We start from the raw sequence: 14,793 nt of genomic DNA on the forward strand, positions 1-14,793 counted from the left end.
TGGAGCAGCTGGTCTGAACCGACGGTGGTGCCCGGCCCCTGCGGCCGGGTACCACCGTGCGGTCAGGGCTCCCGGCGACCCGTCAGACCGGCGGGGGCGGCCGGGAGTCCGAGCGCCGCCAGGTCCTGCCGGGCGGCGGCGGTGAGCGGGACGCCCCAGGCCAGGTAGAAGGCGGTCAGGTCCTGACTGGCCACCCGGCTGGTGGTCAGTGAGAGTCCGGCCCAGCGGTCGGTGCCCGTCGGCGGGTCGACCCGCACCGCGTGCTGGACGGCCGGCCAGAAGCCCTCGCCGTACTCGAGCGTCAACTGCTGGAGCATCACCAGCTGTTCGAAGGCGCCGAAGTCCGACCCGTAGGAGACGCCGGACCGTCCGAGCTTCGGCAGCGCGGTGTCGTAGGCCTTCTCGGCGACCAGCCGGGAGGGCCGGCCGAGCGCCTTGGCCACCGCGAGGGAGTGCAGGTTGACCGAGACCTCCGTCAACTCACCCGGCTTGACCGCCCGTTGCTGCCGGTGGTGGCCCTGCTCGTGCCAGACGCCCCAGCCCGCCGAGGCGCCGTCGGCGATCCAGGAGGCGGAGTCGTCCTGGAAGCCCATGTAGTCGTTGGTGGCGAAGGCGGCCCCGGCCCGCCGCTCCACCTCCACGTAGTGGAAGGGGAACACCCCGGGCGAGTCCGGCCCCGGCGCGGTGCTCGCGTCGGCGGCCCCGGGCGGGGTGAGCCCGGCGGAGGCGTCCTCGATCGCCCGGGCGCACTCCAGGTGCCGCAGCACCGGCTCCGGCGAGGCGGCCGCATACCGGGCGGCACCCTCCCGGGTGAGCGTCACCACCGTCCGACCGGCCACCAACTCGGCGTAGCGGGTGGGGCGTTCGGCCAGCAGGGTGCGCCACTCGGCGGCCGTGGTGCGGCCCAGCACGAAGACCGGGGCGGCCTGGCCGCCGTCCAGGGTGACGGTGACCCGGTCGGTGGCCGCACCGTCGAAGGCGAGGTACACCATGCCGCCGCGGTGGTCGTGGACCGGGGTGGAGCCGCTGGTGGCGACCGGGTAGCGGCGGGCGGAGACCAGCCGGGAGCCGACCGGCGGGCCGACCAGCACCCGCAGGCTCCCGGTGGCCGGGGCCCCGGTGACGGAGACGGTGAGCGTCCCGCCGGGCGGCAGGTGGAGACCGGTCGGCCGGATGTCGGAGGGCAGTTGGTCCAGCCCTTGGCGCTGCCGCTCCTGCTCCGCTGAGGGCAGGCCGGTGAGGGTGACGGCGTAGGGCCGGCCCGGTACCGGCGGGACGAAGGGCGGCAGGCCGTCCGGCCCGGTCGGGCTCGGACAGGCCGGGGCGGTGAGCACGGCCTCGGGGCTCGGGGCGGACTCGGCGCCGTCGGCGGAGACCGCGGTCACGGTGTAGCGGTGCAGGCCGCCCGGCCCCAGGCCGTCGTCCCGGAAGCTGCGCCCGGTGGTCACGCCGATCCGGCCGCCGTCGCGGCGGACGGCGTAGCCGGCCGGGGCGGGGCCGCTCGGGGCCGGCCAGGAGAGGGTGGCCGAGGTCGGTGAGGCGGCCTTGGCGGTGGGGGCGCCCGGAGCGGCCTGCACCCCGGCCGGGCCCGGTAGGTCGGTGGCGGGGACCGCGGCCCAGGACTGGTTGGCGCCGCCGTTCGCCCCGTACAGCCCGGCGGTGCCGGAGGAGCGGAAGTGGTCGAGCGCGAGCGTCGGGTCGGCGGCCCAGCGCAGCACGCCGGTGGCCGGGTCGTACTGCCAGCGGGCCCGGTCGGAGCCGTTGCTGACGGGGCGTCCGACCACGCTCCGGTCGGCGGTGACGTCCAGCACGGGGTACGGCGTGGTGGTGGACTGCACCCGGCCGTCGGAGGTGACCGTCCAGCGCTGGTTCGCCGGGGTGGGCGCCCCGTTGAGGGAGGCGCAGGGCTCGACGGTCAGGGTGCGGACCGGGGTCGGCACCGGATCGAGGGTCAGACAGCGGTTCTCGGTCCGCAGTTCGGTGGCGGTGCCGGTGGGCGGGGTGGTGGCCGTGACGGAGGGGGAGAAGGACCACTGCTGGTTCTCGCCGCCGTGCGGGGCGTAGAGCGAGGCCCGGTCCGCGCCGGTGTTGAAGTCCAGCACGTAGCGCGAGCCGTCCTGCCAGCCGAGGCGGCCGGTGGTGGTGTCGTAGGTCCACGGCCCGGTGGTCGCACCGCCGGAGCCGGTCACCGGGACGGCGGCCGTCAGCGCGCCGGAGACGGGGGCGCTCCCGGCGGGCAGGCCGAGCGCCAGGCCGCCGGGCAGGGCGCTGAGCAGCAGGCCCTGCCCGTCCAGCCGCCACTGCTGCCCGGCCGGGGTGGGCTCCCCGTACTGCGAGGCGCAGGAGCGCAGCCGTACCTCCCGGGATTCCTCGACGGTCAGGCACTGGCCGTAGGCGCGCAGCTCGGACCAGGGTCCGGCGGCCCGCGGCGGCGCGGCAGGCGGAGCGGCGGCGAGCAGCGGCAGGAGGGCCAGGCAGGAGGCGACGGGACGTCTCAGACGGCGGGGGAGGTGCACGGTTCCACCTTTACAAAAAGGGACAAAAGGGGACATGGCTGCGACCAGGATCACCGCACCCGTGGCTGAGGCACCGTCACCACAGCCCCCTGACCTGTGGAATCATCCCGTCGGAGGGGCCGGAAGTCGTCTACTCTGTCCGCCATGGCGACTGATGAGCTCCGCGCGGACGGGCCGGTGACGGCGTGGAACACGAGCTGCGGGCGGTGCGAGCAGGCCGACGGGCTGAGCCCGTTCACGGAACGGCGCACCTCGGTCACCGGGACCAGGGGCGTGCTGCGCTTCCTCGGTGCGGCGGTGCTGACGGTCACGGCCGTCGAGCTGCTGCTGCTCGGGAGCCCGACGGCCGCCACGGTCCTGCTCGCCCTCGCCGCCACGGCCGCGGCGGGCTGCGCGGTGGCGGTGCGCCGGGCCCGGGGGGAGACCGTCACCGTCCTGCACTGCCCGCACTGCCTGACCCGCACCGAGGTCTGAGGCGCCCCCGGGGAGTCCGGGAACGGCGGCGCGGGCCGCTCCCCCCGGAGAGGGGGAACGGCCCGCGCGGTGGGGAGCGGGTCAGCCCGTGAGGTCCGGGCGCTGGGTGACCCGGACCGCGTTGAGCAGGGTCTTGCCGTTGGCGGCGACGAAGCGCACGTCCAGACGGCCGTCGGTGACGGTGGCCGTGAAGGTCTGGGTGAGGGCCGTCCTGGTGCCGGACTTGAGGGCGATGTCCAGGTTGGGGATGACCTCCTTGTCCTCGATCAGCACGTCGAAGACCCGGGAGTTGGGCGACTTGCGGTCCAGCTCGGCGAAGTCCAGCTCGACGGTGTAGACGCCGTTCGGCACCTTGTCGAAGGCGTAGCCGTACATGCCCTCGCGGGCGGTCTGGAAGCGCTTGGGGTCGGCGGTGCCGGCGATGGCCTCCCGGGTGTCCTTGACGCCGGAGCGGCCCTGGTAGCCGTAGGAGCCGGCGGCGTACTCGCGGTCCTTGGTCCAGGTGTCGCCGAGCGAGTCGGTGAGGGTGCCCGAGGCCCCGGCGTCCAGGGCCACCTGGTAGGCCGGGACGACCAGGGTGACGGGCACCGTCAGCTGCGGGGCCCGGCCGCTCGCCGAGCGGACCAGCAGCTGGGCGGTGAGGACCGTGCCGGGCGTGACGCCGGTCGCGTCCAGCGCCAGGGTGACGGTCTGCTGCCCCCCGGTGGGCAGTTGACCGGCGGCCGGGGTGACCTTGAGCCAGGCCGCGTCCACCGCCTCGGTGACGGTGAACGCCGTCGCCGCACCGGAGTTGGCGAGCTGGAGGGTCCGGCTGCGGTTCTGCCCGGCCGGGACGACGGCGGTCAGGCCCGGTACGGACGCGGTGACCCGGCCGGTGGCCAGTGCGGTGGCGGGCCGCTGCACGGTGCCCGCGGTGACGGTGAACGGCGTACCGGAGGTCACGTAGTCGGGCGCCGCCACCTCCAGGGAGTAGTCCCCGGCGGCGGGCTGGACCAGGTAGCCGCCGTCGGTGCCGCTGACGGCGGTGCCGGCCGTGGCCCCGGCGGCTGTGAGCAGCTTGACGGTGGCTCCGGCCAGCGGCTTGCCGTCGTTGGCGTCGGTCACCGTGCCGCGCAGCAGACCGGTCCGGACCGGACGGAAGGTGAGCGCCAGACCGTCCGTCACCGATGCGGTGTTGAAGGAGTACTGGAAGCCGTCGGTGCCGGTGGCGTTCTCCAGGCCGACGGTGGCGCCGTTGCCGTTCGTGGGCGCGGCGCCGACGTCCTTGTACCGGTAGGTGAAGCTGCCGTCCTCCCCGATCGCCACCGAGAAGGAGAGCCGGGTGGTCTTGGCCGCGTAGAAGGCGGCGTTGCGCCACTCCACCACGAAGGTGCGGTTCGGCGCGGTGCCGGTGGTCGCGGTGTAGACCCCCGACTGGGCGTCCAGCCAGAGGTCGTCCCAGAACGGGTAGAGCGCCGCGTTGGGCAGCGAGGCCGAGGGCAGCGCGGTGTTGGCGTACACCGTGGAGGAGGCCGGGAAGGAGACGTGGCCGTCGGTGGAGAGGTACGCCGAGGTGTACACCGAGCCGTACAGGGCGACGGGGAAGGGGAGTTGGACCTGCTCGGCGGCGGTGTCGCCGGTCAGCGCCAGCTTGGTGGTGCCGGGCGTCCAGCCGCCGGTGGCGGCCGCGCAGGTGTAGCCGAAGGTGTCGCTGCGCACCGGGAGTTCGATGTCCAGCGCGGTGTCGGCGGCCAGCGCCACGTGGCGCCTGGCCTGGTCGGCGCAGCGGTACGGGGAGCTCGCGGTGAGGTCGTACTCGCCCAACGGGAGGGCGAGTTGGTAGCGGCCGGCGGCGTCCGTGGTGGCGCTGACCGGGGTGCCGGCGGCGGTGACCACCGAGCCGGCCGCCGGGGCGCCGCCGCTGCGGACGGTGCCGGAGACGGTGGCGCTCGGTGCCTGCTGCACGGCGAAGTCCCGGCTCACGGTCTGGTCGGCGACCACCGTCACCTCGGCGGTGGCGGCCAGGTAGCCGTACTTGGAGACCGTCAGGGTGTAGGCACCCTCGGCGAGGTTCGCCAGCGCGTATCCGCCGTCGGCACCCGTGGTGGCGGTGCGGTCGCCGCTCGCGCCGTGCACCAGCACGGTGGCCCCGGCCAGGGCCGAACCACCGGACGTGACGAGGCCGTTGACCGCGCCGACCGGCCCGTGCGGGGCGGCCGAGACGGCCGCGAAGGCGTCCAGCTTCCCCTCGCCGAAGACGTTGTTGCGGGCCGCGGTGCCGCCGCAGGCGGTGGCGTCGGTGTCGACGGCGGTGCGGTTGAGCAGCGCCTCGGTCTCGGCCACGTTGCCGCGCAGGGCGGGGGAGCGGGACCAGATCAGGGCCACCGTGGCGGCGGTGTGCGGCGAGGCCATCGAGGTGCCGCTGAAGGAGGCGTAGCCGCCGCCGGGCACGCTGGAGCGGACGTTCTCACCGGGGGCCGCCAGGTCCGGCTTCAGCTGGCCGTTCTCGCCCGGGCCGCGGGAGGAGAAGCTGGAGATGGCGCCGGCGCTGTTGAAGGAGCCGGAGGAGTAGCCGGTGGTGTAACCGCCCGGGTAGCCGTTGGAGTTGCAGCCCGGCCCGCTGTTGCCGTTGGAGAAGGCCGGGAAGATGCCCGCGTCGATCCAGGCCTGCACGGTCTGCCGGTACCAGGTGTCGTAGAGCGTGCCGCCCCAGGAGTTGTTGACCACGTCGGGTGCCAGGTCCGGGCGGGGGTTCTGCCCGGCCAGGTCGGTCGGGGCGATCACCCACTGGCCGGCCGCCAGCAGCGAGGCGTCCGAGCAGGAGTTGGACTCGCAGCCCTTGGCCGCCACCCACCTGGCGCCGGGCGCGACGCCGACCCGGTCGGCGCCGTTGGACCCGACCATGGTGCCCATGGTGTGGGTGCCGTGGTCGTTGTTGTCGCAGGGCGCGGCGGTGGAGCAGATCCCCGCCGGGTCGTACCAGTTGTAGTTGTGGTCGTAGCCGCCGCTCGCGGTCCGCCCGCGGTAGGCGCCGTTCACCGCCGGGTGGGTGTAGTCCACCCCCGAGTCGATGTTGGCCACCACGACGCCCTCGCCGCGGTCGCCCAGCTCGTCCCAGACCCGGGGCGCCCCGATCCGGTCCACGTTCCACTCGACCGCGTCGGCGGCCTTGGGTTCGGCCGTGCCCGGCAGCGCCTCGTCCAGCTTCACGGTCACGGCCGCCCGGACCTTGGCCACCTCCGGCTGACCGGCGATCAGCTCCAGCAGCTTGCGGTCGCCGGTGACCCGGATGGTGTTGACGATCCAGTACGAGCGGTACTCGGCCTGGGCGTTGTCCAGCAGGCCGCGCAGGTGCTTCTGGCTGGTGTCGGCGTGCTCGGTCTTGGAGCGGTAGAGCGCCTGGGTCTTGGCGGCCTTGGTGGTGGCGCGCTGCGCCTCCACCGTGCTGGCCTGGGAGTTGAGCTCGACCCAGTACACCGCCTTGTCCTCGTCGGCGAGTTGCTCCAGCACCTTGGGCTCGACCTTGGCCGCGACGGCGTCGGGTGTGCTGCCGGTCGGGGCGGCCTGGGCGGGAGCGGCCAGTGCGGCGGCCGGGATGGCGACGGCGGCGATCAGCGCGGTCAGCGCTGACCTCCATCGCCCGGTCGGATGTGCCACGGATTCTCCTTCACGCGGTGGCGGCGTACAGGGGGCGCCGCACGGTCGGACGAGATCGGTGGTGCGGTCGGCATCCCTGCCCGGCGGCCGGTGGCGGGGAAACGGATTTCACATGGCCGTGACATGACATGGCAGACAAGTGACGGACTGTGTCCTGAATCTGACGTTCGGTCAGCGGGCCGTCGGCCACACGGGTGGGCGATCCGGAGTTGCACGGCGCCGGCGACGTGCACAGAGTCGGATCATGACCGCCCCCGCGCATCCCCAGGCCGAGCGTCCGTCGCCCGAGTACCGGGGCCCCGCCGTCGTGCTGGCCGACGGTCGGGAGATCCCGGTCCGGGCCGAACTCACCGGCAACCTCCCGCAGCTCGGCCTGCCCAGCTGGACCGGCGAACTGCGGATGGCCGGGGCGGAAGGGGTCGGCGAGGCGGTGCGCACCGGCCGCCTGCGCCTCCCCGGCGGCTGGGAGGGCGGCTTCGCGGTGATCCGGCGGATCTTCGGCGTCTCCGCCGTCTGGGTGCGCGGCAACGACCCGGAGGTCTCCCCGGCGGACTGGCCGGGGCTGCCCGGCTGACCCGCCGTCGGGTGAGGGTCCACCCGTCGGGCGGAGGTTCGTCGAGGTGACTCCGCGCGTGACGTCGGCGGGTCGGCGGCCCGGCCGTGTACGCACGGGTATCGTGATGCCGCGTGACGGCAACGGGCTGGAAGGGCGTCGGGCTGCTGCTCTGCGGGCTGGCGATGGTCACCGGATGCTCCGGCGGTGGTTCGGGCGGTGGCTCGGGCGCAACGGCGACCACGACCGCACCGCCCGGGGTGCAGGCGAACTCGGGTCTACCGCAAGGGACTTCGGAGGCCCTGCCCGGTGAGCCGGACTCCGCCCCCGCAGTCGAGGGCTCCGGGAGGAGCTCGCCGCAGGAGCGCACCTCCCCCGGAGGCAAGCAGGGCGGGTTCGACCGGGCCGGCATGGTGTCGTCCCGGATCGACGGGATCTGGCCCAACGCCCGGGTGTCGGTGGAGAACAGGACGGACCAGGCCCTCACCGTGGCCGTCAGCCAGGTGGGCGACTGCCACGGCAGGGTGGCGGTCCCGGTCGACGACGCCGCGGAGCCCCGGACGATCGCGGCCCGGGGCGACATCGCCGTCGCCTTCGCGTTCCAGGGCCCGAGCCCCGGCAGCTTCCCGCTCACCACCTGCGGCACCGTCACCGTGGAGGGCTCACCGGTCCCGGTCAAGGGGGCGTTGACCAGCCCGTCCTTCGAACAGCGGGCCCCCTCGCAGCCAGGGCCGAAGAGCGCCTCGCCCGGCGGGGCGGTCACCTCCTCCGGCAGGCCCACGCCTTCTGCGAGCACCTCCTGAACGGACCCGCGGCGGAGGAGGAACGGGCCGGTGCGGGGGACGGCGAACGGGCCGGTGCGGGGGACGGCGAACGGGCCGGCCCGGGGGACGGCGAACGGGCCGGTGCCGGGGAGTGGACCCCTGTCGGGGAGGCGACCGGAGCGGCGGACGACGGCCCGCGGCTGTGGAGCAGCTGGATCAGCCGGCTCGCCGGCTGGATCGCGCCGACCACCTTCGTCACCGCCTTGCTGCTCTACTTCGGGTACGCCTACACCGATGCGCTCTACGCCCACTTCGGGGTGGACGCCGCGACCCTGGGCTTCTCCGTCCAGGACTTCCTGCTGCGCAGCTCCGCCGCGCTCTATCTCCCGGCCGGGGTGCTGCTCTGCGCCGCCCTCGCGGGCGTGCTCGTCCACTACCTGGTCGCCGCCGCCGCCGATGCCGACCCCGGTGCGGGCGCCTCCGTCTGGGCCCGGCGCGTCCGCCGCGGGTGCCGCGGCCTGACGGTGGTGGCCGTCCTCTGCCTGCTGCTCGGGCTGTCCGCCGGGTTCGGGGTGATCGACGCCGGCGCGCTGGGCACCCCGCTGCTGATCGGGGGCGGCCTGGTACTGGTCCTCTACGCCCGGGTGCTGTCGGTGCACAGCACCGGTGCGCCCTACCCGGTCGCCCGGGAGAAGGCGGCCCTGGCCGTCCTCGCGGCGCTGATCGCCCTCTGCTCCTTCTGGGCCGTGGGTGCCTTCGCCCAGGAGAAGGGACGCCGGGAGGCGCAGCGGATGGCGGGCAACCTCGCGCTGCGCCCGGCGGTGGTCCTCGACACCACCGAGCGGCTCTACCTCCAGTGGCCGGGCGTGGAGGAGCGTCAACTGCCCGGCGCCGGTGCCGAGCAGCGCTTCAAGTACCGCTACCGGGGCCTGCGGCTGCTGACCGACTCCGACCACCGGCTGTTCCTCGTCTCGCAGGACTGGACCTGGCGCGACGGCAACGTGCTGGTCCTCCCGGTCGACGACAGGGTCCGCGTGGCGTTCCACCCGGGCTGACACCCCCGGATGGCAGGATCGGGCCCATGAGGATCCATCTGACCAGCGTCTTCGTGGACGACCAGGCCGCCGCCCAGACCTTCTACACGGAGGTCCTCGGCTTCCGCACCAAGGCCGACGTCCCCCTCGGAGAGGACCGCTGGCTCACCGTCGTCTCCGCCGAGGACCCCGACGGCCCCGAACTCCTCCTCGAACCCTCCGGCCACCGCGCCGTCAAGCCCTACAAGCAGGCCCTGGTCGAGGACGGCATCCCCGCCGCCTCCTTCCTCGTGGCCGACCTGGCGGCGGAGCACCGGCGCCTGCTCGACCTCGGAGTCCGCTTCACCCAGCCCCCGACCCCGATGGGCCCGGTCTCCACCGCCGTCCTCGACGACACCTGCGGCAACCTGATCCAGCTCATCCAGCACCACTGACCGGCCCGGCAGGCGGTAGCGTGGCCGCGTTGACCGTCCGTCAGGGGTGGTTCAGGTGTGGTTCAGGGGCGGAGAGGTGCGTGCGTGATGGGTGCAGCCGACGAGCGGGTCGGACCGCCGCTGCTGGGCGACGAGCGCGGGACGCTGCGGGGATTCCTGGAGTACCAGCGGGCGACCCTGGCCATGAAGTGCGCAGGGCTCACGGACGAGGAGCTGCGGCAGAAGTCCTCGCCGCCCTCCGAGCTGTCGCTGCTCGCCCTGGTCCGGCACATGGCGGAGGTCGAACGCGCCTGGTTCCGGCGGGTGTTCGAGGACAACGAAGTGCCGTTGGTCTGGTCCGATGAGATCGACTTCCAGGCCGCCTACGACGCCTCCCGTTCCAACCGGGCCGAGGCCTTCGCGGCCTGGGAGGCCGAGGTGGAGACCTCCCGCCGGATCGAACGGGAGGCCGCCTCGCTCGACCTGGTGGGGCGTCAGCCCCGGTGGGAGGAGGACGTGTCGCTGCGGATGGTGATGGTGCACGTCCTGGTGGAGTACGCGCGGCACAACGGGCACGCCGACTTCCTCCGGGAGTCCGTCGACGGCACGGTCGGGGCCTGACCGCGGGTCAGCCCCGGGGCCGCCACTCCTCGCGGAGCATGCCGAACAGCACCTCGTCGTGGCGGACGCCGCCGACCATCACGGCGGAGCGGCGGCGTCCCTCCTCCTGGAAGCCCAGCTTGGAGAAGGCCCGCACCGCCCGCTCGTTCCCGCTCCAGGTGTCCAACTGGACGCGGACCAGCGGGAACTGGCCGAACAGGTGGTCCACCAGGAGGCCGAGCGCGTCGGAGCCGTGGCCCGTTCCCCAGAAGTCGCGCTCGCCGATGGTGATGCCGACGGTCACGGAGCCGGCCCAGGGGTCGAGGTCGCGGTAGTCGACCATGCCGATCACCTGGCGGTCCGTCAGCGTCTCGACCGTGAGGACCGCGGACTCGTTCGGGATCAGCCTCAGCATCCTCTCGAAGCCGAGCCCGACCGCCTCCCGGGTGGCCGGCCCGAAGGTCGGGTCCCCGGCGCAGGCCCAGTGCACCACCTCCGGGTCGTTGCGCCAGCGCAGGTGGTGCTCCGCGTCCTCCCCGCGCAGGGCGCGGAGGGCGACGAGACGGCCTTCGATCATGCGGGTGTCCCCTTCGGGGTGGGTGAGGGTCGACCGCACACCGTACCCGCCGGTGATCACGCGAGCGAGGGGTTTTCCTCCCCGGAGCGCCGCGCCAGCAGGAACGCCTGCGGGGCCGTCTCCCCGCGTTCCACGTCCTGCGCGCGCCGTACCTCCGCCCGCACGGTGAACCCGGCGGCCCGGAGCAGCCCGGTGAGCTGCTCCGGCTGCCGACGGCGGAAGTCCAGTGCGACCGGACGTCCGAACGGCTCGGCGACGTGCAGCGGCTCGGTGCCGGACTGGAAGCCGAGCAGCAGCAGGCCGTCGGGGGCCAGGAGACGCCTGAACTCGGCCAGTGCCCGGGGGAGTTGACTGTCGGGCAGATGGATCAGGGAGTACCAGGCCAGCACCCCGGCCAGGCTCCCGTCCGCCCGGCCGACGGCCGTCAGCGTGCCCTCCTCGAAGCGCACCCCCGGGTGCGTCCGCCGCGCCAGCGCGACCATCCGCGGTGACAGGTCGACCCCGAAGACGTCCACCCCGAGGCTCGCCAGATACCCCGTCACCTCCCCGGGACCACACCCCAGATCGGCCACCTCCCCGCCGCCGACACCCTCGGCGAACGCCGCGAGCAGGGCCCGGTCCAGTGGCTGCCCGCCGAGCACGTCCCGGAAGTGCTCGGCGTAGTCCTCGGCGATCGCGTCGTAGAAGGTGCGGGTGGGCGCGAGGAAGTCGTCGTCGGTCATACGGCGAACCTAGCGGTCGGCGGGGCGCGGCGGGTCGTCGCACGGTCCCGTCGGGCAGGCGCTCAGGGGCTGACGGAGAGGAGCAGCTGCGGGAGCACCCGGCCGGGGATCGACTCGGACGGGACGGTGCCGGTGCGGACGGCGCCCATCGCGCGGTAGAAGGGCTCGGCGTTCGGGTCGGCGTCGATGGTGAGGCCGGTGAAGCCCAGCTCCCGGGCAGTGGTCACCAGATGGTCGAGGAGCAGCCGGCCGATGCCCTGGCTGATCGCCTCCGGGGCGACGAACAGCATGCCCAGGTCGCCGGTGAGCGGTTCCCCGTCGAGCGTCGCGAAGCCCAGCACCCGGTCGCGGTCGTCGACGGCCACGGTCGCCCGTCGGGGGGCGATCTCGGCCGGAACGAGGGTGAGTTCGTCTCGGCAAGCCGCCATGAATGCGGCGTCGTAGCCCCAGTACGCCTTCGAGCGAAGGGCCAACTCGCTGAGGAGCCCCGCCTCGTCGGCCCGCGCCGCCCTGATCCGCATCGCCGTCACACAGCGACCAACGGCGGTGGCATCGGTGGCGTTCCCGACGGGGCGGAGTCGACGGTGACGGGCAGTTCGCCCGGCAGGTACCCGAAGCCGGCGCGGCCCGGCACGGCGCGGGCGAGGTCCTCGACCAGTGAGGCCGGCGGCGCGGCGAAGATCATCGGGTAGTCCCGCTCGCCCAGCTCCGGCCTGACCGGCCAGGCCAGGCGCTCCCGTACGAGGTCGTACTGCGCGTCCACCCCCTCCCGATTGCCCCGGGCGTCCAGCCGGGACCAACGGCCGTTGAGGTGTACGGCGTTGAGCGCGTGCAGCACGAACCCGCCCTCGTCGTCCTCCAGTCGCTGGTAACACAGGCCCGTCGGCACGCCCTGGGCCCGCATCAGCGCGGCCAGCAGGTGGGCCTTGCCGTGGCAGACCGCGTTCCCCGCCCCCAGCACCTCCGACGCCCGGAACGCCCCGCTCCACACCCCCACGTCGGCGGAGTGCGACACCTCGTCACGGACGAAGCGGAACGCCGCCTCGGGCCCGTCCAACCCGGCGGCCAGCGCTGCCAGCTCCGGGCGCCGATGGTCGATCACGTCGTCCGCCACCAGGTAGGCGGCCAGGTCCTCGGTCTCCGCTCGCAGCATCATGCCGCCCACTCTGTCGCCGACGGCGTCCGTCGCACGCGGGATTCCAGTCCGCGGACAGACCCCGGGACGCGGGTGCCGCCGGGCCTCACAACGGCACGTCCGCGCCGAACCCGCGGTCGGGGTGGGTGAGGGACGCGTTCAGCTCGCGCGCCACCACGCCACGGACGTGCGCGTCGGTCTCGGAGCGCCACATCCGCTCCAAGGCATCGGTACGCCGCTGCGCTCCCGAGTCGATCACGGAGACCAGCTCGGCCGCTCCGCTCCGCACGTGTGGTTCCGGGTGAGCCAACAGGGCGTAGTAGACGGGGCGTTCACGCAGCAGAAGGGCTTGGATCCGCTCCAGTTCGCCGTCGTCACCCGCCCTGGCCTCGTCGACGAACGGATACGAGCACGCGATCTCCGTCAGCAGGGAGACGGCACCGGCCACCGCATGGCCGTTCGGTGAGCCGCAGAGCCGGTTGAGGAACGGAACGACGTGCTCCGCGGTCCAGAAGTACCCGCCGGAGTGCGGATGGATGAGCACTCCCTCCAGCTCCGAGCGGATGTCCCAGACCTCATCCGGCCCGGCGCCCTCCAGCTGCCGAAGCAGCCCGGGGATGACCGACCGCAGCGAATGGAGACCCCACCCCTCGCGGATGCGCACCCACGGCACGTCGTCCAACCCGTCCAACAGCGATGTCATGCCGCGAGGCTAGAACCGGCCTCGGCCTGCCGTCGACCGGTTTCGCGGGCCGCGCGGCCGGCCGTGCCGACGACGCGGAGGCCGGAACCACCGGGGCGGGCCGGGCGTTGAGGGGCGGTCGGGTGATCGTGGGTGGAGGAACGGGTGCGGCTGGAGTCGGTGCGGGTGCGGTACGGGCGCCGGGGCGGGTTCGTGCTGGACGGGGTGACGCTGGAGCTGCCGGGCGGGGTGGTGACGGCGGTGGTCGGCGGGAACGGGTCGGGGAAGTCGACGCTGCTGAGGGTGGCGGCGGGGCTGGTGCGGGCGGACGGCGGGGTGGTGCGCGGGCGGCCCGGAAGGGTGGGGTACGTGCCGGAGCGGCTGCCGGCCGGGCTGCGGCTGTCGGCGCGTTCGTACCTGCGGCACATGGGGCGGATCCAGGGGCTCGGGACCGCCGCCGCGGCCCGGCGCGGCGACGAGCTGCTGGAGCGGTTCGCGCTCGCCGGGGACCCGGAGGCGCCGGTGGCCACCCTGTCGAAGGGGAACGCGCAGAAGGTGGCGCTGGCCCAGGCGCTGCTGGCGGAGCCGGAGTTGCTGGTGCTGGACGAGCCGTGGTCGGGGCTGGACAGCGAGGCGCACCGGGCGCTGGGGGAGTGCCTGGCCGAGCGGCGGGAGGCCGGGGCGGTGGTGCTGCTGACGGAGCACCAGCAGGGGACGGTGGCCGCCACCGCCGACGCCGTGCACCACCTGCGGGGCGGGCGGCTGGCGGGGGAGGAGACGCCGGCCGTGGTGGTGGTGCGGCTCGCGCGGCCGGCCGAGGAGCGGCTGAGCTCGCTGGCCGGTGTGCGGGCCCACGACGGCGACCGTCTGGAGGTCGACCCCGAGTACGCGGACGCGGTGCTCGCCGAGCTGCTGCGGCGCGGGCACTCGATTCACGAGGTCACCCGGGGCGGAGGGCGGCCCGCATGACCGCCGTCGCCCGCTACGCGCTCGCCGATTTCCTCCGCTCGCAGCGCTACCTGCCCCAACTGGTGCTCTACCTGTCCCTGCTGGCCGTGCTGCACGCCGTGCCCGGGCCGGTCCTCCAGGGCTACGGCGCTTCGGCCGGTGCGCTGCTGCCCGTCACGGTCTGGCTGGCGCTGGCCCTGCACAACACCGAGGACCCGCTCCAGGCCGCCGTCACCGCCGTCAACGCGGGCGGCCGCACCCGCGCCCTGCTCGGCCGCACCGCCGCCGCCGTGCTCTGCGGCCTGGCCCTGGCCGCCGTCGCGCTGGTCTGGCCGATGGCGGCGGGCGGGACGCTCCACACCGCGACGGAGCTGACGGACGGTCTGCTCGCCCACACCACCGCCGTCCTGACCGGCACCGCCCTCGGCGGGCTCTGCGCCCGCCCGGTGATCCGCCGCCCCGGCCACGCCTTCGCGACCGCAGCGGTGCTCAGCCTCACCGCCCTGGTCAGCCGCACCGCGAGCCCGGTGAACGGGACCGTCCGCCTGCTCAGTGCGGCCCCGCCCACCCCGGCCACCGCCACCCTGCTGGCACTCACCGCCTGGGCCGCCGCGCTGCTGGCCGTCCTCACCGCCGCCACCAGCCGGCTTGCCGCTCGCCGCCGCTGACTCGAACCGATCGGCAACGGGGCGGGCGCGTGGTGGTGCGCCCGGGGGCGCGGGGCTCTGCTGACCTGCGG

General features: G+C 74.4%; 15 protein-coding genes. 8 read left to right on the top strand and 7 right to left on the bottom strand.

Annotation, left to right across the window (positions count from 1 at the left end; translation table 11 throughout):
- Positions 1 to 62: 62 nt before the first annotated feature.
- Entirely contained in the window at positions 63 to 2,552 is a 2,490-nt protein-coding gene (locus ACWEPF_RS23265) for a M60 family metallopeptidase (RefSeq protein ID WP_452173977.1), read from the bottom strand.
- Between the two features lie 108 nt (positions 2,553 to 2,660).
- Between ACWEPF_RS23265 and ACWEPF_RS23270 the strand changes: the two genes are divergently transcribed.
- Positions 2,661 to 2,990 carry a hypothetical protein gene (locus ACWEPF_RS23270; protein WP_345281439.1) on the top strand — a complete coding sequence of 110 codons (330 nt, stop codon included), beginning with the start codon at positions 2,661 to 2,663 and terminating at the stop codon, positions 2,988 to 2,990.
- Positions 2,991 to 3,071: 81 nt separating this feature from the next.
- Here the strand turns inward: ACWEPF_RS23270 and ACWEPF_RS23275 are convergent, their stop codons facing one another.
- Positions 3,072 to 6,626, bottom strand: coding sequence for a S8 family serine peptidase (locus ACWEPF_RS23275; protein ID WP_452173978.1), 3,555 nt, complete (start codon positions 6,624 to 6,626; stop codon positions 3,072 to 3,074).
- A gap of 244 nt (positions 6,627 to 6,870) precedes the next feature.
- Here ACWEPF_RS23275 and ACWEPF_RS23280 point away from each other — a divergent pair, with 244 nt between their 5' ends.
- The 5 genes from ACWEPF_RS23280 (at position 6,871) to ACWEPF_RS23300 (ending at position 10,011) form a co-directional block, all read left to right on the top strand.
- The gene (locus ACWEPF_RS23280) at positions 6,871 to 7,200 is read left to right on the top strand and encodes a hypothetical protein (RefSeq protein WP_452173979.1); all 330 of its coding nucleotides are present in this window, start codon (positions 6,871 to 6,873) and stop codon (positions 7,198 to 7,200) included.
- Positions 7,201 to 7,313: 113 nt separating this feature from the next.
- Complete coding sequence (locus ACWEPF_RS23285) at positions 7,314 to 7,982, top strand: hypothetical protein (protein WP_452173980.1); 669 nt, start codon at positions 7,314 to 7,316, stop codon at positions 7,980 to 7,982.
- A 224-nt stretch (positions 7,983 to 8,206) separates the two neighbouring features.
- Entirely contained in the window at positions 8,207 to 8,998 is a 792-nt protein-coding gene (locus tag ACWEPF_RS23290; protein WP_452173981.1) for a hypothetical protein, read from the top strand.
- Positions 8,999 to 9,024: 26 nt separating this feature from the next.
- On the top strand, positions 9,025 to 9,411 hold the full coding sequence (locus ACWEPF_RS23295; protein ID WP_345281429.1) for a VOC family protein: 387 nt from the start codon (positions 9,025 to 9,027) through the stop codon (positions 9,409 to 9,411).
- Positions 9,412 to 9,498: 87 nt separating this feature from the next.
- Entirely contained in the window at positions 9,499 to 10,011 is a 513-nt protein-coding gene (locus ACWEPF_RS23300) for a DinB family protein (protein ID WP_452173982.1), read from the top strand.
- 7 nt (positions 10,012 to 10,018) lie between these two features.
- On the opposite strand, the gene ACWEPF_RS23305 is transcribed toward ACWEPF_RS23300, so the two are convergent.
- The 5 genes from ACWEPF_RS23305 to ACWEPF_RS23325 all read right to left on the bottom strand — a co-directional run bounded on the left by ACWEPF_RS23305 (position 10,019) and on the right by ACWEPF_RS23325 (position 13,127).
- Positions 10,019 to 10,567, bottom strand: a complete 549-nt coding sequence (locus tag ACWEPF_RS23305) for a GNAT family N-acetyltransferase (RefSeq protein WP_452173983.1) — start codon at positions 10,565 to 10,567, stop codon at positions 10,019 to 10,021.
- Positions 10,568 to 10,623: 56 nt separating this feature from the next.
- A complete protein-coding gene (locus tag ACWEPF_RS23310) occupies positions 10,624 to 11,289 on the bottom strand; it encodes a class I SAM-dependent methyltransferase (protein ID WP_452173984.1) in 666 nt (221 codons plus the stop codon).
- Positions 11,290 to 11,351: 62 nt separating this feature from the next.
- Positions 11,352 to 11,810, bottom strand: coding sequence for a GNAT family N-acetyltransferase (locus tag ACWEPF_RS23315; RefSeq protein WP_452173985.1), 459 nt, complete (start codon positions 11,808 to 11,810; stop codon positions 11,352 to 11,354).
- Between the two features lie 5 nt (positions 11,811 to 11,815).
- Positions 11,816 to 12,445 carry a transglutaminase-like domain-containing protein gene (locus tag ACWEPF_RS23320; RefSeq protein WP_452173986.1) on the bottom strand — a complete coding sequence of 210 codons (630 nt, stop codon included), beginning with the start codon at positions 12,443 to 12,445 and terminating at the stop codon, positions 11,816 to 11,818.
- An 85-nt stretch (positions 12,446 to 12,530) separates the two neighbouring features.
- Positions 12,531 to 13,127, bottom strand: coding sequence for a hypothetical protein (locus ACWEPF_RS23325; protein WP_452173987.1), 597 nt, complete (start codon positions 13,125 to 13,127; stop codon positions 12,531 to 12,533).
- Between the two features lie 132 nt (positions 13,128 to 13,259).
- Here ACWEPF_RS23325 and ACWEPF_RS23330 point away from each other — a divergent pair, with 132 nt between their 5' ends.
- Together ACWEPF_RS23330 and ACWEPF_RS23335 are read left to right on the top strand one after the other, a co-directional pair.
- On the top strand, positions 13,260 to 14,075 hold the full coding sequence (locus ACWEPF_RS23330; protein ID WP_452173988.1) for an ATP-binding cassette domain-containing protein: 816 nt from the start codon (positions 13,260 to 13,262) through the stop codon (positions 14,073 to 14,075).
- The gene (locus tag ACWEPF_RS23335) at positions 14,072 to 14,722 is read left to right on the top strand and encodes a hypothetical protein (RefSeq protein WP_452173989.1); all 651 of its coding nucleotides are present in this window, start codon (positions 14,072 to 14,074) and stop codon (positions 14,720 to 14,722) included. The genes ACWEPF_RS23330 and ACWEPF_RS23335 overlap by 4 nt, the downstream gene beginning before the upstream one ends.
- Positions 14,723 to 14,793: the final 71 nt, after the last annotated feature.

This window comes from Kitasatospora sp. NPDC004289, from assembly GCF_053602875.1.